Consider the following 18,401-nt stretch of genomic DNA (forward strand, 5'->3'; position numbering starts at 1 on the left):
CTATAAATGCCACACTTCCCGCATCTTCAACTCATCGCTTTCCACCCTGCCATTTGCAAACCCAATGACGCCTCATGCCTTTGCTCGCTGGAATCTTCTGCTTCTCGTCGCTTCCATCTTTGCCGGACTTGTCTTTGCTCCGAGTGCCGATCTTTCCGCCTTGCCCACTCCTGAAGACCGGAAGTGGGTTCTGGCGGAAGTTCCGTCCGTTGCGGTTGATACGACGGTTGCCGGCAAGTTGGCTGGAATGTCGTGGTGGGGGAGAACCGTGGACGAGGAGCGCGAAGCTGAATCGAAGCGGGTTTCGGTGGGCGTGGATGGAGTGGCGCTAATCAAGGTCGATTGGCTGCTACGCGGCATTGTCCGCGATGAGGGCGGCATCTTCGCCCTTGTTGCCAAAAGCGCCGAGGGGCCTCTGCGGCGTTTTGCGGCGGGCGCCACTCTGCCTGGCGGCGAGCGTCTGGAGAGCATCACTGAACAAGGAATCCGCTTCTCGTTCTCGCAGGACGGGAACACCCAGGGTTTTGAAAGGAAACTGTATGCACCCTTGCCATAGGCCGAGCTTTGCCTTCTTGCGCCACCCGTTGTCCGTTGTCGTCTGTCTGGCCCTATTGGCAGGTTGCAGTACTTCCCCATTGCAGTTTCCCGAACCATTGCTCGCGAAGTCGGAAAAAGCCAAGGCAACCGAGGGCGTAGCCCTGGTGAGCGACGACGGAAAGAAAGCTCCGGCATCGTTGGCTGTTCCGAAGACGGAGTTCAGTGGCACGCCCACATCGCCTCGGTCGATCGTAGGCGGTGTAGTCGATCGAATGGACAAGGTGATCCTCGACGACAAGAAGGCTGACATCAGTCTGAACGTGGAGGACGTACAGCTTGCCGCATTCATCAACGAGGTATTCGGCAACATCCTCGGTTTGCCGTTTGAGATCGAAAGCGCTCTGAAGGAAAAGACTGATCGCGTGACCGTTCGTTTGGAACAGCCGCAGACTGCACAGATGGTTTACGAAGTCGCGCGCCAGGTGCTCGTCAACTACGGCGTGGAGATACTCCACCAAGGCGATATCTATCGCTTCCAGGTCAAGCAGGTAGGGCTCAGCCCGGACGAGCCGCCCATTCTCATCAGTGGCGAAGCACGGCCTAGCGTGCCGATTGCCTATCGGCCGGTATTTCAATTCGTGGCGTTGCACAGCGTCGACCCCAAGGATGTGATTCCCTGGTTGAACAGCGCCTACGAAAAATCCGGCCTGAGCGTGATGGCCGATGGTGCGCGGAGTGGCTTGATGCTCAAGGGCATGTCTTCCATCGTCAACCAGGCCACCGAAGCCGTCCGCCTTCTCGATCAACCTTTCATGCGTGGACGTCACAGCCTGCGTATCGATCCGGCCTTCGTCAGTGCTGCCGACATGGCCAGTCAACTCAAGACCGTGATTGCGGCGCAAGGATACAGCGTCGGTATCGGCGAAGCGGTCGGCAGCATAATGCTGGTACCGCTGGAAAGTTCCAATGGCCTCATCGTCTTCGCCAACGATGGCCAACTTCTCGACTTGGTGCGCGAGTGGGCGCAGCAGGTCGACAGGGCTCCGATGGCGGTTGCCGCAGGTATCGGCGAGGAGAAGGAAGGACTGTTCTTCTACGAAGCTCGCAATACCCGTGTCACCGAACTGGCCAAGTCGTTGCGGGCATTGGTATCGGGGTTCGCCGGGGAGGGTGCCTACGGGATCACCTCCGGACTGCAAAGCAGCGCTTCCAAGCGATCTGGCGGTGGCAGGCGCGCCGGAGACGATGGTGCGGCGCCGGCGGTGGCTCCCTTGCTGCAAGCCGCAGGTGCCGCCGCGTTGGTGGGGGGCGATGGTGCTAACGGTTTGCTCGGTGGCTTGGCGGCCGGTATCAGCGGCAGCGGCACCATAGTGGAGGACGAGAATCGAAACGCCATCTTGTTCCGAGGAGCGGCGCGTACCTGGCAGCAGATGCAGGGCTTGCTCCGGGAAATGGACAAGCCGGCCCGCCAGGTATTGATCGAGGTGACGGTGGCCAGCGTAAGTCTCAGCGACACCCAGGAGTTGGGCGTGGAGTGGGAGATGCTCAACGGCAGCTTCAATAGCGCGACCTCGACCGGAAGCAAGGGCAGCGCCGGGAAAGGAGGTTTCAACTACGTCATCAACACCGCCGGAGGCAATACCGCAGCCATCCAGGCAATGGCGGACAATCAACGAGTCCGGGTACTCGCCACTCCCCGTATCTTGGTCAAGAGCGGCGAGCAGGCCAACATCAATGTCGGTCGGGATATTCCTATCCCAACGGCCCAGGTCAATGACGACAGCACCACTGCTGGAAGCACCAACCTGCGCAATGAAATTGCCTACCGCTCTACCGGCACAATTCTGAATGTCGCCCCCGTAGTCTACTCGGATAGTCGGGTCGATCTTACGGTCAGCCAGGAGTTGAGCGACAGTGGCGGTTCTTCCGGCGGCGGTGGCAAGGCCAGTGGAGGAGGAATCAGCGCTCCGGAGATTTCCAGGACGTCGCTGGAAACATCGCTTACGTTGAAAAGCGGTGGGTCGGTGCTGATGGGGGGGCTGATTCGGGACAACATAACGGACTCCAACGCTGGCGTGCCTCTCCTGAAGGACATTCCCGGGATCGGTTTCCTCTTCGGACGCCAGAAAGCCGTGAAGACCCGTGAAGAAGTCATCATGTTGATCCAGCCTTACGTGCTGGAAAGTGATGCCGATGCCAGGGAAGTGACGGAAAAGCTGCGCGGCATGCTGAGCAAGACACTGGCCTGCTCCGATAGACCGGGCGCCTGCCGTATGGAATGAGGTCGGTCGCCTGCAACACTCATCTAGACGACTCTCGTCGTGATCCCCGATAGGCCTGGAACTTTCCGGGCCGTATCCATCCATAAAAATCTATTGCGAATCTTCTTTCTAAATGCTCAGAAGTAGCCTTTTACTTCTGGGTGTGACCCGGTTTTTAGAAGCGTTTATCCGTGATCACTTGGATATTCTTAAGAATTTTCTCTAATTTACGGTTTTTGTTTTTACCTTCTTCCGTAGGAAAATTCATTTATTAAATAGGAAGAGGTGAAAACGCACTTTTTGCTATTGCTGAGGTGCTTTGGCAATTATATAAAGCCATCCGTTGGTGCCTGTGTGGCCACTTCAGGTAGTGGCTGGGCGTCAATTCGATCGGTGTCACCGGAATGATTGGAAGTATTCATGGTGTCAGGCCTGTCGATGTGTTGGTTGATTACCGATACATGATCATTAGCGTGTCGTCCAAAGATGGACACTTGACTGGAATGCTCAATATAAACGCTTCAAGGAGTTATTTTCTCATGCTCAAAAGAACACTACTCAGCGCCGCTGTAGCTTCGGCACTGTTTGCTGGAGTCGCGAACGCTGCCGGAGTGGTTGCTATTGCCACAAGCCCCACTCTGGAGGCGAACTCGCCTGGTGCAACCGAGCAGTACGGGCCAGGACAGGCCAACTATGTCGTCGGCAAGAGTGTGGAAAATGGTGCCAACCTCGACAGCAAGGCGGCCAACATCACCCTGGCTCAGGAGATTTTCGGCAACAAGTCCGAAGAAACTACCTTTGACCTACCCAGCGTTACCTACACCATCGATCCAGTGAAGGCTGGAAATGCCGCTGCGGGCCACACCATCAAGCTGACCCTTGGTCGTACCGTCGTGCGCTTCGCCAAGGCCGTGACCGCCAACCAGATCAAGATCGGCGCCCTGGCTGCGGGTAGCGGCTTCGTCATCACCAGCGGCACTGGCGCCACCGACAACACGCTTGAGCTGCGCCTCGACCAGGCGGGTGCCGACATGATCAAGCAGACCGCGACCGGCGGCAACGTGGTGTTCTTCAACTTCCGCGAGCCGAGCAGCCAGGACAGCCAGCCTGCCAAGGTCACCAACATGCGCGCTCCGCTTCAGGGCGATGCCACCTTCGTGGCTGGATCCTGGAATCCGAAAGTGAGCCTGCAGAACGACCCGCTGAACGAATTGCGTTTCCAGGTCACGGTTTCCGCACAGTTCGATACCACCACTGGCGCCGATGCCGGCAACCCTGCGAATAACGATTCTGCACCGCCCCTGACCATTTTCACTTCGCTGCCCGCGGTTTACTGGGACGTTCTCAACACCAACCAGTATGGGCAGAATCGCGTCCTGCATCCGTTGAACCTGAACAATCAGGATCGCTCCTTCGATACCACGGTGTCCGTCGGTGGCGATAACACCGATTATTATGGTGCCAACTATGCGCGTCTGGGCGCCGTACGGCTCGGCATCAATACGGATGTGCTCAACGAGGCGGGTCGAACCGTGTTTGGTTTCGCCGGTGGCGACAAGGTGACCAGCACCCTGTCGGGTAACTTCAACGGGATCAGCGACATCGGCCTGACCACCGGGAACTGCTCCGCCTTTGCCGCCAATCCGGGGTCTGCCGCCAAGCTCTGGAATTCTGCCGCCATCGAAGGTGTAGTGGATGCGCAGGGCAACGGTACTTTGCCGGTATCGTTCGACAACTCGAATATCAACCAGACCTACAACGTCTGCGTGAAGGCTTCCGGCACCGTGCCGATGCAGGCGCTGCAACGTTTCGACGTGGGTGATCTGAAGGTCGACTTCGAGAACGTACGCTATGTCGACCGTACCATTGCAGGCAACCGTCTCGACGAGTTCTGGAAGAACAGTTGCGTCGCCAGTCTGTTCAATCTGCCTGGCTCCAATGTTTCCGACCAGTTCTTCATTCGTCTGACCAACACCAGCGACGATGGTCGGGACGGCAAGGTGCGCGGGGTACTGTTCGACCAGAACGGTAAGCGTTATCCGGCGACTGGCAGCACCTACCTGACCGACTCGAGCGGGAAGACCGCCCTGAAAGCGCACGAAACCGGTGTGTACACCGTAACCGAAGTAGCCAAGGCCTTCGGTATCGACGGCACCAACTGGAACGGTGCCAACGGTCGCGCACGTCTGGTCCTGGAAGGCGAGTTCCCAACTTGCGAGGCGCTCGGCCTGATCCGCTCTGCCAATGGCACCATCACCAACATGACCTCCACCACCCAAGGCAACTTCAACGAAGATGGCTCGTCCACCTCGGAGAACCACAAGGCTGGTAACAACCGCAACTAAGTCGCTTTAGCTGCAGGCCAAAGGAGGCGATCTCCTCGATCGCCTCCTTTTCCACTGGGTAAGTAGAAAGAGAGTGCGTTACAGACGGGCTCGATGGGAGTTCTTACCCCTGAAAACCCAGCTCTGTACGTATCAAGGTGAGGCGAGATGCGCGTATTGGTCACAGGAGGTGCAGGATTCATTGGCTCTCATGTGTTGGTCGAACTCTTAGGCCAAGGCGCCAAGGTTGTGGTTCTGGATAATCTTGTCAACGGTTCTTCGGAATCTCTAAAGCGAGTGGAAAGAATAACCGGGCATCCGGTTGGCTTCGTACTGGGAGATATTAGAGACAGTCTTCTTGTTGAGCGCCTGCTGATCGATGAGAAGGTTGATGCGGTCATTCATCTGGCGGGGTTGAAAGCTGTTGGAGAAAGCGTTGATGACCCGCTGGAGTATTACGAGAGCAACGTTCAGGGAACTATTTCGCTGCTACGCGCCATGCAGAGGGTCGGGGTATTCAAGATTGTCTTCAGTTCTTCCGCAACGATCTATCAGATGCCTGGCACCTTGCCTATATCCGAGAGTTCGAAAGTGGGAGGCGTGGCCAGTCCCTATGGCCGGACAAAACTGACTGCCGAGCACATGCTCGATGACCTGGCTCGCTCCGATGCGCGTTGGTCCATCGCGGTGCTCAGATACTTCAACCCCATCGGTGCTCATGAAAGCGGCCTCATCGGTGAGGACCCATGCGGTACCCCAAACAATCTGCTGCCCTATATCGCCCAGGTTGCAGTCGGACGTTTGAGTCGGTTGACGGTACATGGCGGCGACTATCCGACTATCGACGGGACGGGAGTCCGGGACTACATCCATGTTTGCGACCTGGCAGCAGGACATACCAGGGCGCTCGAGTACCTGCGGCAGGGGCACGGCTACCACGTTTGGAATCTTGGGACGGGCACCGGCTATTCGGTCTTGCAGATCATCGAAGCTTTCGAGCGAGTCTCTGGCAGGCGCATTCCCTTTACGGTGTCCGGTCGCCGCCCAGGTGATGTGGCCGAGTGCTGGGCGGATGTTTCCAAGGCGGAGCGAGAGTTGGGCTGGAAGGCGGGGCTGGGCCTCGAATGCATGATTGCGGATGCCTGGCGCTGGCAGGTTTCCAATCCGAGTGGGTATTCATGAATCACGCCGCTGTTGTCGATGGGTTGCCTTTTAGCAACCTTGCGCTGATCTCCAATCAGGCTTTTTCAATCTACAATTTTCGTGGCGATTTCATTCGTGAGGTCGTACGTCGAGGAGCGAAGGTCTACGCTTTCGCTCCAGACTATGACGAGGTGACAAGCCGTCAAGTTTCGGAGCTTGGAGCAATTCCGGTTTCCTACAGCTTGAAACGTGCGGGCATGAATCCCTTTCAGGAGTTGCACGCGCTCCTGAGCCTGATCTGCAAGCTGCGGGCGCTGAAGATCGATGCCGTGTTCAGTTACTTTATAAAGCCCGTTATCTACGGTGGTATCGCGGCTTTTTTGACGGGCGTCAGATTACGCTATTCGATGATCGAAGGCGCTGGTTTCATCTATTCGGAAGAAGGCTATACCCATTTTCTACGGAAGCTGCTTAGGCATGTCGTGACCTGTTCGATCAGGTTGGTCCTTCGGTTCTCGTCTCGTGTATTTCTGCTCAATCAGGATGACTATGACCTGTTTGTGAGCCCTCGGCTGGCCAAGACGGGACGTGCCTTGATATTGCCGGGTATAGGCGTCGATCTTGATTATTTTGCCGCGAGTTCTCCCGTGTTGCGGCCTATTACTTTCGTGTTTGTCGCTCGTCTTCTCAAGGAGAAAGGTATCTATGATTTTGTGGAAGCCGCGAGAATCGTTAGAAAACGTAGTCCGCTCGCGCGTTTTCTGGTCTTGGGAGGCGTCGACAGTAATCCAGGAAAGGTTTCACGGGAGGAAATGAACCAGTGGGTAGCCGAAGGCTTGTTGGAGTGGCCTGGCCATGTGCATGACATCAAGGCATGGGTGGCCAATACGAGTGTATTCGTGCTGCCCTCCTATTATAGAGAAGGTGTGCCGAGAAGTAGTCAGGAGGCCATGTCCCTGGGGAAGCCTGTGATAACGACTGACTGGACGGGATGTCGTGAAACGGTACTGGATGGTTTCAATGGATTTCTGGTACCGATCAAGAGTCCGCAGAGTTTAGCCGCGGCAATGTTGAAGTTCATCGAGTCGCCTTCGCTCATCGCACGTATGGGAGAAGCCAGTAGATCGCTGGCGGAACAGCGCTATGACGTTTTCAGGATAAACAATACGATGCTTTCTGCGTTGTAGGGATCTGGCTGTGAGTTGTATGAAGGGTAATGCGCCGGTACTTGCGGCCGTAGATATAAGCAAGGGTTTTAGAGTCTACAGGGCTCCTCATCAAAGGATGTTGCAGGCCATCTGGGGTGAGAGAAAGAAATTTTATTCGGAATTCTGGGCTCTGCGGAATGTGAGTTTCCAGGTTTTTCCTGGGGAGGTTGTTGGAGTAATCGGCTGCAACGGCTCCGGGAAGTCCACCTTGCTGCAGATACTTGCGGGTACCTTGCGCCCTACGAGTGGACAGGTGGTTCGCCCAGAAAGGGTAGCGGCATTGTTGGAGCTGGGGGCCGGTTTCAACATGGAGTACACCGGCAGGGAAAACATAATCTTCAATGCCATGCTTCTTGGATTGGGCGAGCAGGAGATTTCTGAACGCCTCGACGAGATAATCCAGTTTGCCGATATCGGTGAGTTCATCGATCGTCCGGTTAGAACATATTCGAGCGGTATGTTCGTGCGTTTGGCTTTCTCCATTGCGGCATATGTCGATGCCGATGTGCTGATCGTGGACGAGGCCCTGGCGGTAGGTGACGCCGCGTTTCAGTTCAAATGCCTGAACCGGCTTGAAGAACTGCTGCTGAAAGGCATCACCATCCTGCTGGTCTCCCACGATATACAGTTGATCAAGAGTTATTGTAGTCGAGCGATCTATCTATCCAAAGGTAGAGTGATATTCGATGGCGACTGTGAAACAGCCACGGAACTCTATCTGCGGGACAGTATAGAGACACAGCGGGCGGAAGTCCGCTCAGGAAACCTGATCGCTTCTGGCGAACACGGGAACTCGGTAATTGCATATGGAAATGGGCAGGGCAGGTTTCTATCCATCCGCATGGGTGTACTTGACGAAGCCCGGGATTACTTCGATTCGGGCGAACGTGTCTGGGTCGAGGTACTTGTGCAACTTGACCTACCCGTCCCGGAGCACCCAAAAATCACCCTGACTATCCGTGACCAGCGCGGTTACAACCTCTATGGCATAAACAATTTATTGCTGGGCAAGGCTCTGAATGTCGAGCCTGACGGACGCTTGAGAACACGTATCAGCTTCGACTGCGACTTGCAGGCCGGCGAATACGCCTTGACGTTTCGTCTGGAGAACTCTTTGTCGGAGTCCGTTTGCGAACTCATGGATAAAAAGGTCAATGCGGCGATATTCAGGGTCTTCAATTCGCCCAAGTGCTTCGATGCAGTGGTGAATCTGCATGGAGCATTCGAGCCGGTTCCGTTCTGCTGCGAGACCCGGGCTACCCAATGAAGTCATCGTCTTTGACCATGGTATTCGTCGTCCACGCCGGCGAGCTGGAAATCAAGTCTGCCGTGTTGGCGGCTTCTCTACGCAAACGCTTTGGCTTTTCCATGGATATCATTGCCGCATGTCCATCGGGAAAGGCTGACTGGGGTGTGCCAAGCGATGCATCCCGGCGCTTATATGAGCGTTTGGGCATTCCTCTTTTGCCTATGGATAGTCCTTTCGGGCCAGCGTATCCAATAGGCAACAAGTTCGCGGCGTTGGCGCTGGGGCCGGCTGTTGGGCATACGTTGTTTCTCGACAGTGACATGATCTGTGTCGATGCATTCGAAGCTGACATGCTTTGTCGTTTCGATGCGGCACTCAAACCTGCCGATATGGCATTGGTGGCAAAACAGAACGATTACTGGGAACGCATATACGCCCATGCGGGATCGGCATTGCCTGGAGATCGGGTAGTGACCACTTGTTCCGGGGAAGCGATGCCTGCGTACTATAACGCTGGCTTTATCCTGGTACGTGATGCCAGGCGTTTCGCCGAAGTCTGGTACAGGCTCGCCGAACGCGTCCATGCGGATCCGCTGATCACCAACAAGATGCCCTGGCTGGACCAGCTGACGCTACCCGTCGCTCTGCACGCGTTGAACTACAAGACGAGAGCGCTCAGCGAACGGTTCAATTATCCGCTTCATATCAAGCCGCTATCCGCTGCGTCCCTACCACCCTTCTTCTGCCACTACCATTCTCTCGACACACTTGTCAGCGAGCGTTCGCTATGGGCCGAACTGGACGAACTGGCCAAGCGTTTCCCTGAGCTGCGCGAAGTGCTTGCGCTGGATGCCAACTGGAAGAAGGCGATCCTGGCTCCTGCACCTCGGCTGGCTTTTTCGGAAGGTGATTCCACCGGCACTGTCGAGGCCGGACAGGACCTGGTGATCACCGGGATTCCCCGGAGCGGAACCAGCCATCTATGCCGTCTGCTCTCCCAGCAGCCCGACACCGTGGTGCTCAATGAACCTCCTCAGGTATTCGAAGCGCTGAAACTCTCGCCTCTTCCTTGGGGACTGCCACGCTACTACGCAGAGTTACGTCGCGACATCCTGGCGGGCAGGCCCGTGCCGAACAAGCATGTGAATGGCCGCCTGGTCGACGACACTGCCAGGGGCAACGATCAGTCCAGCGACTATTTCGCTGAGGTGCGGGGGGCTTCGTTTCACCTGGGAACGAAGAACACGCTTGCCTATATCGCCCGGCTGCCCCTGATTCGCAAGGTCATGCCGACGGCGTTGCTGATCGCAACCATCCGTCATCCCTACGACAGCCTGAACTCCTGGGCGAACACCTTCGAGCACCTGCGCCAGGCTGCCGTCGAACGCCAGCCGTTCGGATGTCCCGATGACCTGGCCCTCACGGGATGGCAGCGCAAGGCACTGCTGGCCATTGCCGATACCGACCACCTAGCTGTCCGGCGTGCTCTGTGGTGGCGTTACCTGGCACTGCAACTGGAGGACGCCGGGGATTACGTCCAGTTGTTGCGCTACGAGGATTTCGTCGAGGCGCCGCAAACGACCTTGGCCGCTCTGCGAAACAACCGCCCCTTGCCTTTCGACGAGCCTGCGGTGTGGAGCAAGGGGCTGGCGCCGGACGAGCAGGAGCTGGTTGCCAACATAGTCTGCGACGTTGCCGAGCGATTCCACTACGTCTTGTAGAACCGGGAGAACGCCTTATGCCGGATATCAGTTTAATCATGAATTTCCATGCGGAAGACGTGCTGGCGCATTGGAGCCTGCTGGGTTTTCAACGCATGCGTGAATTCGCGTCGCACCATGGGGTTTCCGTGCAGTTGGTGGCGGTGCTCGACCGCGCCTCGCAAACGACTCGGCGAATCGTCAGGCAGCATCCGGTCCTACGCGAGGGCGACAAGGTCCTTCAGGTCGAGCATGGCGATCTCGGGCTTTCCCGGAACTCCGGGATCGATAGCGCGGATGCGTCCACGGTGGGGGTGTTGGATGGCGACGACTACTGCTCGGCGAACTGGTTGGTCGAAGCCCTGCAGGTGGTATCCGAGAAGGGCAATGGTGTCGTGGTCCATCCCGAGTACACGGTGAGCCATGGAGCCTGCCATTTGCTGGGGCGTTCGGTAGATCAACTGAGCGAAGACTATCCCGTGGAAAGTTGCTTCAAGCATCACCCATGGGTCTCCGTTGCCGTAGCCGAGAAAGCCGTATTCCAGGAGCTTCCATACCTGGAGACCCGAGTCGGGAAATCCGGCTTCGGTTATGAAGATTGGCATTGGAATCTCGAGGTGATTGCGTCCGGTCGGAAGCACACCCTGGCTAGCGGCACCTGCCTGTTCTATCGCCGCCAGGAAGCATCGATGTTGGCCATCATGGGCACGCTGAACGCAGTGGTTCGCCCGGGACGATTCTTCGATGGACGGTGTTTCGATCATTAGCCGGCTTCTCCGGGGCCGGGGAGGCACATGCCTGCCGCGGCAGCCCCGCATCGATGAGCCGAGCATCCAGCACTTCTACCAAGTGGAACTTTCCTGATGAGCCTGAACGGCAGACTGAAAGCTCGTGCGGCCAGCTTCGCTCGCACAGCCTATCCACCTATTCTTGGATCGTTGCGGCGGGTGCTCTCCGAGCGCCAACTACAGCGCTTCATACTGGTCTGCGACCGTTTGAAGGGCTGGTTGCTCAAGGAGGCAGTCGTCGTACCGTCACCCTCTCCGATGGCGCTGCCGCCATGGATAGTCGACGAAATGAAGGCGTTGGCCCGGATCGAGCCTGCCCTGTATCCCACGGCGGCGAAGCTGCGCGTTTACACTTCCTGGAAGGCCCCGATAGATAACGGACCGGCGCAACTGTACCGGGGATGTCTGGCGGACTTCATCGAATATGCGCCGGATATGGTCTTCCTCGTCCCGCATTTGCAGCGTGGTGGCGCTGACCTGGGAATCCTGCATCATGTGCGGTTATGCGCCGAGATGGGCGTGAAGGTGACGGTAGTGGTCACGCGGGATGTGGTGTCTCCCTGGCTCAACCGGCTTCCGGCGGAGGTTCGGGTGGTGGAGTTCGGACGCCTGGGCAATCTGCTTGGCGAGGAGGACCGGCGCCTGGTACTGCTGCGCCTTTTGCTGCAATGTCCTGCCAGGAGTATCCACATCATCAACTCGCAACTGGCCTGGGAACTGCTCGAGCGGCATGGCAAGACGTTGACGTTCGAGGGTAAGCGGATTTACGCCAGCGTCTTTTGCGACGACCTGGACGGCAATGCGGTTCGCTGCGGCTATGCCAGCGAGTTCCTCCCACGGTCCTGGATGCACCTGGCGGGCCTGCTTTCGGATAACCGGACCTTCCTCCAACAGATTCACGAGCGGGACGGCATTCCGCCGGAGCTCATGCATGGGCTCTACTTTCCCGCCAGCGACCATGCAGAGGCGATTCCGACCGCAGGCTCGACGATTCTTTGGGCCAGCCGTATCTCGCCGCAGAAAAGGCCGGACCTGCTCTACGAGATTGCCCTGGCGCTTCCCGAATACCTGTTCGAAGTCCACGGCGAGGTCGATCCTGCTTGCAGGGGAGAAACCCAGAGGAAGCTGCGACGCCTGCCGAATGTCAGGCTTCATGGGCGTTACGACTCCTTCCAGGCCCTGGCTCGGCAGGGGCGATATGCGATGTTGCTGTATACCTCTCGCTATGACGGCTTGCCGAACATCCTGCTCGAAGCCACTGCTGCAGGGCTGCCCATAGTCGCCCCCGACGTCGGGGGTATCGCTGAGTTCCTGAATACCGAAACGGGCTATCTGGTCGGCGCTGACGCCGATGCCGGCGAGTTCGCAAGGGCAATCAGGAGTGCGCTGGGCAATCCCGGGGAGACGGCGAGACGGGTGAAACGCGCCCGCGAGTTGCTGACGCGACGTCATGGCTGGGCCGCATTCAGGGATGCGGCCAGGAACATACCCGGCTACCTGCCTGGGGGCGTGCGGCCTGAGCAAGAGGTCTCCATGGAAACCGAACCGGTGTCCAGGTGAAGGGCGTGAGGTCGGCCCATTTTCTGCAGCGCTTGATATTTTCCCTACCGCCTGCTTTTCGTTCGTGGCTGGGAGAGAAGGGAAGGCACCTGGTCCATCTTGTCCTCGATATCGGTTCGGCCTCGGCGCTCCGGCAGGATTCCGGGCACGCCACTCCGTGGGATCCGCAAAAGCCCCTGCTGAGCGTGGTCATTCCCTGCTTCAACCATGGGAGGTATTTGAGGCGCGCGCTTGATAGCCTGGCTCGGCAGAGCTTCCAGGACTTCGAGATCATTCTGGTCGACGATGGTTCTGATGACCCTTCGACCCTGAGCCTCCTCGAGGCTCTCCAGGAGCCCGGCATGACGATCCTGCGCCAGCCCAATCGTGGGCCATCCGCCGCGCGGAATGCCGGTGTGGCGCGGGCGAGGGGGCGTTATATCTGCTGCCTGGATGCGGATGACTGGCTGGCGTCCACCTATTTGGAAAAGTGCCTGGTCTTGCTGGAGGGAAACTCTGGCGTCCGCCTGGCGTACAGCTGGGTCCAGGTGGTGGGAGAGGAGCATCGGCTGCATCGTTCCGCCGGCTTTCATCCCGGACTGTTGCGTTACTTCAATCCGTTCTGTGTCTCCGCGATCTTTCATCGCGATAACTGGCTGGCGGTAGGAGGTTTCGACGAAGCCAGGGAGGCACAGTTCGAGGATTGGGATTTCTGGATCGCCCTGGTCGGATGTGGGGTGCGAGGCAGGCTGATCAGGGAACCCCTGTTGTTCTATCACCGCCAGGTCGGCTCCAGACTGGAGACCGGCAAACGTCATGCCTTGAGTTCTTACAAGCGCATGCGGACTCGCCATCCTCGCTTCTATCGAGGGAGTCCATTTCTTCGAGCGCAGCGGCAAGGCTATTACGACTGCTGGGCATATCCTCCTCTGCTCAACCTCTCCCGCGCCGACCAATACAACGCCGTCATATCCGATGCGGTAGCCGTGGTGGCCGACGCGCCGCTCACCGAGGACTGGAACGCATGGCGTCGACAATTCGATGAGCTGCCAGCGTCCTCGACGGTTTTCGTCATTGCCGGTGGGTGCCGAAAACTCCCGGGCTGGCTGCTGGAGAGGGCGAGCGCCATCTACTGGCTGGACGACCTGCTGCACGAGCGGCAATGGTCGGCTTTCATCGATAACTTCAGGCGGACCCGCGGAATCTCCAAGGTGTTTTCCGTGGGCAGGACGGCGTGGTGAAGGTTCTTTCGCGAGGTCCCGTCGCCGATGCCGTGCCGTTGCTGTCCATCCTCACGGCCTGCGATTGCAGCGTGGAGGAGCTCGAACGAATCGCCGCATTTCTCGAGACGCAGACGCTGAAACGCTGGCGCTGGATTCATTGCCCAGGAGTGGACAGTGACTGTCTTCCGGTAGAGGGGATGGCGGTACTGTACTTGCCGCGAGCACCGGCAGCCCTGAGGGCGACTGCTCTGGAAGAGGCGATCTGGTTCCTGCTGTCCCGACCGACCCTGCCGTGGGTCGAACTCCGCGAAGATGCGCGACGCGGCGACCTCTTCGTCAGTCGCAGGTCGTTGCCCGAGGGCCGTATTGGCGCAAGGCTGAACGGGCGCAGGCAGCCTTGCTCGTCGGCCGGCTTGCCTAATGCCCCGAGAAAGCGCCTGTTACTGCTGGCGCCCTGGCTTGAACCAGGCGGAGCGGATCGTTGCAATCTGGATATGCTTCGAGCCTTGGCCCGGGAGGGCTGGATGCTGACGGTGGTCGCCAGCCTGGCGGCCGAGCATCGGTGGCGGGATCGTTTTACCGCGCTCACTGCGGATGTCTGGGTGCTTCCGGACTTTCTGGCTGCCGAGAAAGCTTGCGCCTTCCTTGCCTATCTGGTGGACAGTCGACAACCCGACCTGATGCTGCTTTCCAACTCTGCATTCGCCTATGACGTGCTGGGGTACGTCCGGACCCGCTACCCGGGCCTGCCCGTGGTCGACCTCAATCATATGGAGGAGGGCTGGGACGATGGCGGCCATCCGGGTAGAGCCGCTCGATGCACTGCCTTGCTGGACAGGCACTGGGTCGTATCCGGGCAACTGCGCCACTGGCTGCTCGACCGTGGCGTCGAGGCGAGCAAGGTCGAGGTGTTGCACTGGTTCGCCGATGTGGACTCGTGGAAACCCGACAGCCTGACGCGCGCGAAGGTCCGGGCGCGCCTGGGAATAGCTCCGCAGTGCGTAGTGATCGCCTATGCGGGGCGGCTCTGCGCGCAGAAGCGACCGGAGCTGTTTGCCGCCAGCCTTGGCGAGTTGGCGCGCCGTGGTAGTGATTTCGTCGCGTTGGTACTGGGCGATGGCGAGCTGGCAGGGGAGCTGCGGAACGACCTCCGGCGCCATGGCTTGGCCGGGCGGGTGCGGATGCTGGGCTGGCAGGACGAGGCTGCGTTGCGCGAGTTGTTCCAGGCCTCCGATATATTTTTCCTGCCATCGGCCGGCGAAGGTATCGCACTGGTTCTCTACGAGGCGATGGCGTGCGGAATGGCCATAGTCGCAGCCGATGTCGGCGGTCACGCAGAACTGGTCTCTGCCCACTGCGGCTTCCTTGTTCCGCGGCGCGATGCCGAACGAGAGGCCAGGGATTACGCCGCTAGGCTCGAGAGCCTCATGCGCGAACCGGAAATGCTGAGGCGGATGGGGCAGAACTCCGCACGCCGCATCCGCGAAGCATTCACCTTGTCTCTTTTCGAGCGGCGTTTGCGGGGGTTGCTGGAACGCGTGCCGGTTTCGACTCCATGCGGCGTTTGCACGGATAGTCCGGTGCCTGCCCTGGGGGCGGCCAGGCTGTCCATGCAATGGGCGTCCTACCGACTGGCAAACGGATTGCGCTGCCGGCTGGATATCCAGAAGCACGGCCGTTTTTCAAGATTCCTGGAGCGATGCGCGAAGGGGGTGTTCTTCTTGCGCACATTCGGGGCGAAGGCGCTTTGGCAAAAGATCAGGAAGCACTGAATGAATAGGGAGGTTTCATCCATGACGCCCAGGGTGGTGGTGATTCTCGGCATGCATCGCTCCGGTACGAGCGTACTTTCCGCCGGACTCGAGGCGCTCGGGGTCGAGTTTGGCGAGAATCTGATCCCACCCAGGCCGGACAACCCCAAGGGATACTGGGAAGATGCCCGCCTGGTGGCTTTCAATGACAGAGTCCTGTCCCTGTGCGGGTTTTCGTCGGGCGACGTCGGGTTGTCCAGTCGCCGGGTGTTGGGCGTCGAGCGATTCGAAGAGATCGTCCAGCAGGCCATGGCGCTTTTGACTGAGCTACTGGCAGGCAAGGCGCTGCTGGGTATCAAGGATCCGCGTATGCCGCGTCTGATGCCGATCTGGCAAGCCGCGTTCGATGCATTGGGGCTATGGGTCGACTATGTCATTGCGGCTCGCCATCCTCTTAGCGTCGCGGAGTCTCTTGCTGCCCGTGACCACTTGAGTCGGGAAAAGAGCCTGATGCTCTGGTACGAACATTCCTGTCGCTCGATGCAGTGGGCGCTCCACAAGGGGGCCGTGGTGGTCGACTACGATCGATTGCTGGCTCTGCCGCGACAGGAACTGGGCCGTATTGGCCATCGACTTTCCTTGCCGGTGGACGAGTCGGCTTGCGCCCGCTTCGTCGGTGATGTCCTGGATGTCGAATTGCGTCACTCATCCCATGATGCGAGCGCGTTGGCTGCCGCAGCGGGAAGCTTTCAGGCGCTGCTCGAGGTGCACGAGGCACTGCAGCAGCTTGCCGTGGACCGGTTCGACATCGAAGGGTGGAAGGGCCTGGAGCGGGAATTCAGCAGAGCGATGCCGTTGCTGGAGTACGTGGGGGAACTGGACAGGCAACTCTGGCAATCGGCTTCGTCCCACAACGAGAGCATGACGCGGTTCAGCGAGCAGGTGGCTGACCTGGCCATGAGCTGTACCGCACAGAGGCAACTGAATGATGGACTGAGAGATCGCTTGCTTGAGGCCGGTGCTCGGATCGAACAGAACGAACGAGCCATGCGGGAACTTTCTCGGCGATTGTCGGCGTGTCGCGAAGAGCTTGCTTCCGCTCAGCGCAATCTCGCCGAAACGGACAACTTGCTACGGCGCACGCAGGTAGATCGCGATGATACTCACGCCCGTTTGTTGGCTATATTGGACAGTCGCTTCTGGCGTTTCACGAAACCCTTGCGAAACCTGTCCCGTCTGTTCGGCAGCGAGACAGGGTGCCCCTGAGCGCAAGCTGGAAGTGGGGCTGCGGACGGTTCGTGCCTCCAGGCCCAGTCATCTTGTCAGGCTGGCTGGTTCGTCTCCAGGTAGGAAATGATTCGCTTCACCGCCAGGTCGGGGTCTTCTGAAAGTGTATCGATCGTTATGTTCGGCTGTGCGGGCGTTTCGTAGATCGAGTCGATCCCGGTGAAGTTTTCGATCTTGCCCGAGCGTGCTTTCCTGTACAGGCCTTTGGGATCTCTTCTCTCGCATTCCGAGAGCGGCGTATCGACAAAGACCTCAATGAAATGCTCGATGCCGATAAGTTCCCGAGAGAGGTTCCTGTCTCGCGAAAATGGCGAGATGGTTGCCACGATCACGATAAGGCCGGCTTTCAGCAGGATTTTTGCCACTTCCGCGATTCTTCGAATGTTCTCGGTGCGATCTTCGTCGCTGTAGCCAAGGTTTCGGCACAGGCCAAGGCGCAGATCGTCGCCGTCCAGGAGAAACGTATGTTTCTTCTGTTCGAAAAGCGCTAGTTCCAGGGCATTCGCAATAGTGGATTTTCCAGCACCACTCAACCCGGTCAGCCAGACGACCGCTGGGCGTTGGTGCTTGAGCGCACTGCGTGTCTCGTTATCGATCGATCGTTTTCCATGTTCACGAGGGTTCATCGCTGTTTCTGCCTGGAGGATTGGTTAACTGCATGGGAAGGGGGGCCTCCCGAAGTTGGACTTGGATTCCGTTGGGGGCCGGTACTTCTTCTAATGCGCGGTCAGGGCGTGTTTGTGCAGTTAGTTAAGTTAACGTTGCGCCAAATAAGTGCGTATAAGAAATTTCTTTATTTTCAGTAGGATGTTCTTTCCCTTAGGTATTTAAGCAAGTGGCTGGTTTCACTTGTCTTCCAGCCATGGCCGTGCAGTGTTCGGTCGCGAGGGTGCTGTTGGAGACCGAGAAAGCAGGGGAACGCATCCAGCGTTTTCCGGGGCGCAGAGTTGGTCGATGGAATGGCGCAGCTTCGACCGGAACTCACCGCAGGTGACTTCCCGATCGGACGAGCCGAGAAAATAGTACCTCTGTGCTATTCGAGCTTCTTCGCCGCGACGCTATAGTCCCGCCCTTGATCCCCGCGTTTCGCGGAAACCGGTTGTGCAGGACGCACGCGACTTGGAAGGAACCATGACTCGGCAATCCGTACTCGCCACCGGCCCGGAGGCCAGCGATTGGTGGTGCTTCGGCAGCGGCGACGAGCCGGCGCGCGAGTCGTTCTCTGCCGGTGGGCGTTCGCTTGCGGCGTCGAGGAAACCCGTCGGCGCACAGAGCGGAATGGCCGTGGCCGAGCAGGCGAACCGCGCGCAAGCGTCCGGGCAGGACGCCGCGCCGGGCCTGCGAGCCTTCGACCTGCTGCCTGGCAACCCGCCGAAGAACCCCTAGACACG

14 protein-coding genes are annotated in these 18,401 nt (G+C 58.5%); 13 read left to right on the forward strand and 1 reads right to left on the reverse strand.

Annotation, left to right across the window (positions count from 1 at the left end):
• Nucleotides 1-64 precede the first annotated feature (64 nt).
• The 12 genes from FHW81_RS15130 to FHW81_RS15185 all read left to right on the forward strand — a co-directional run bounded on the left by FHW81_RS15130 (nt 65) and on the right by FHW81_RS15185 (nt 16,989).
• Nucleotides 65-556 carry a hypothetical protein gene (locus FHW81_RS15130; RefSeq protein ID WP_019416290.1) on the forward strand — a complete coding sequence of 164 codons (492 nt, stop codon included), beginning with the start codon at nt 65-67 and terminating at the stop codon, nt 554-556.
• Nucleotides 540-2,819: a type II secretion system protein GspD gene (locus tag FHW81_RS15135; protein ID WP_106120580.1), complete on the forward strand. Its 2,280-nt coding sequence runs from the start codon at nt 540-542 to the stop codon at nt 2,817-2,819. Before FHW81_RS15130 ends, FHW81_RS15135 begins: the two co-directional genes overlap by 17 nt.
• A 518-nt stretch (nt 2,820-3,337) precedes the next feature.
• Nucleotides 3,338-5,143: a hypothetical protein gene (locus tag FHW81_RS15140; protein ID WP_010895559.1), complete on the forward strand. Its 1,806-nt coding sequence runs from the start codon at nt 3,338-3,340 to the stop codon at nt 5,141-5,143.
• A gap of 147 nt (nt 5,144-5,290) precedes the next feature.
• Nucleotides 5,291-6,304: a UDP-glucose 4-epimerase GalE gene (galE, locus tag FHW81_RS15145; protein WP_016263724.1), complete on the forward strand. Its 1,014-nt coding sequence runs from the start codon at nt 5,291-5,293 to the stop codon at nt 6,302-6,304.
• Between the two features lie 23 nt (nt 6,305-6,327).
• A complete protein-coding gene (locus tag FHW81_RS15150) occupies nt 6,328-7,452 on the forward strand; it encodes a glycosyltransferase family 4 protein (RefSeq protein ID WP_010895560.1) in 1,125 nt (374 codons plus the stop codon).
• Nucleotides 7,453-7,471: 19 nt separating this feature from the next.
• Nucleotides 7,472-8,740 carry an ABC transporter ATP-binding protein gene (locus FHW81_RS15155; RefSeq protein WP_079278958.1) on the forward strand — a complete coding sequence of 423 codons (1,269 nt, stop codon included), beginning with the start codon at nt 7,472-7,474 and terminating at the stop codon, nt 8,738-8,740.
• A 146-nt stretch (nt 8,741-8,886) separates the two neighbouring features.
• On the forward strand, nt 8,887-10,443 hold the full coding sequence (locus FHW81_RS15160; protein ID WP_031634569.1) for a sulfotransferase: 1,557 nt from the start codon (nt 8,887-8,889) through the stop codon (nt 10,441-10,443).
• A 17-nt stretch (nt 10,444-10,460) separates the two neighbouring features.
• Nucleotides 10,461-11,189 carry a glycosyltransferase family A protein gene (locus FHW81_RS15165; protein WP_106120581.1) on the forward strand — a complete coding sequence of 243 codons (729 nt, stop codon included), beginning with the start codon at nt 10,461-10,463 and terminating at the stop codon, nt 11,187-11,189.
• Nucleotides 11,190-11,285: 96 nt separating this feature from the next.
• Nucleotides 11,286-12,770 carry a glycosyltransferase family 4 protein gene (locus tag FHW81_RS15170; protein WP_023090713.1) on the forward strand — a complete coding sequence of 495 codons (1,485 nt, stop codon included), beginning with the start codon at nt 11,286-11,288 and terminating at the stop codon, nt 12,768-12,770.
• 5 nt (nt 12,771-12,775) lie between these two features.
• Nucleotides 12,776-13,990: a glycosyltransferase family 2 protein gene (locus tag FHW81_RS15175; RefSeq protein WP_170869669.1), complete on the forward strand. Its 1,215-nt coding sequence runs from the start codon at nt 12,776-12,778 to the stop codon at nt 13,988-13,990.
• Entirely contained in the window at nt 13,987-15,744 is a 1,758-nt protein-coding gene (locus FHW81_RS15180) for a glycosyltransferase family 4 protein (RefSeq protein WP_031771994.1), read from the forward strand. Before FHW81_RS15175 ends, FHW81_RS15180 begins: the two co-directional genes overlap by 4 nt.
• Nucleotides 15,745-16,989: a sulfotransferase family protein gene (locus tag FHW81_RS15185; RefSeq protein WP_031771993.1), complete on the forward strand. Its 1,245-nt coding sequence runs from the start codon at nt 15,745-15,747 to the stop codon at nt 16,987-16,989.
• A gap of 56 nt (nt 16,990-17,045) precedes the next feature.
• Here FHW81_RS15185 and cysC read toward each other — a convergent pair whose 3' ends face one another.
• Nucleotides 17,046-17,636: an adenylyl-sulfate kinase gene (gene cysC / locus FHW81_RS15190; RefSeq protein WP_017002019.1), complete on the reverse strand. Its 591-nt coding sequence runs from the start codon at nt 17,634-17,636 to the stop codon at nt 17,046-17,048.
• Nucleotides 17,637-18,141: 505 nt separating this feature from the next.
• On the opposite strand from cysC, the gene FHW81_RS15195 reads away from it, so the two are divergent.
• On the forward strand, nt 18,142-18,396 hold the full coding sequence (locus FHW81_RS15195; protein WP_009314835.1) for a hypothetical protein: 255 nt from the start codon (nt 18,142-18,144) through the stop codon (nt 18,394-18,396).
• Nucleotides 18,397-18,401 lie beyond the last annotated feature (5 nt).

Source organism: Pseudomonas sp. RC10-4-2 (genome assembly GCF_050433085.1).
Taxonomy (GTDB): domain Bacteria; phylum Pseudomonadota; class Gammaproteobacteria; order Pseudomonadales; family Pseudomonadaceae; genus Pseudomonas; species Pseudomonas aeruginosa.

Coding starts and splice junctions, on each gene's coding strand:
- FHW81_RS15130 (WP_019416290.1), top strand. CDS start 65: ATGACGCCTCATGCCTTTGCTCGCTGGAATCTTCTGCTTCTCGTCGCT.
- FHW81_RS15135 (WP_106120580.1), top strand. CDS start 540: ATGCACCCTTGCCATAGGCCGAGCTTTGCCTTCTTGCGCCACCCGTTG.
- FHW81_RS15140 (WP_010895559.1), top strand. CDS start 3,338: ATGCTCAAAAGAACACTACTCAGCGCCGCTGTAGCTTCGGCACTGTTT.
- galE (WP_016263724.1), top strand. CDS start 5,291: ATGCGCGTATTGGTCACAGGAGGTGCAGGATTCATTGGCTCTCATGTG.
- FHW81_RS15155 (WP_079278958.1), top strand. CDS start 7,472: ATGAAGGGTAATGCGCCGGTACTTGCGGCCGTAGATATAAGCAAGGGT.
- FHW81_RS15165 (WP_106120581.1), top strand. CDS start 10,461: ATGCCGGATATCAGTTTAATCATGAATTTCCATGCGGAAGACGTGCTG.
- FHW81_RS15170 (WP_023090713.1), top strand. CDS start 11,286: ATGAGCCTGAACGGCAGACTGAAAGCTCGTGCGGCCAGCTTCGCTCGC.
- FHW81_RS15185 (WP_031771993.1), top strand. CDS start 15,745: ATGAATAGGGAGGTTTCATCCATGACGCCCAGGGTGGTGGTGATTCTC.
- cysC (WP_017002019.1), bottom strand. CDS start 17,636: ATGAACCCTCGTGAACATGGAAAACGATCGATCGATAACGAGACACGC.
- FHW81_RS15195 (WP_009314835.1), top strand. CDS start 18,142: ATGACTCGGCAATCCGTACTCGCCACCGGCCCGGAGGCCAGCGATTGG.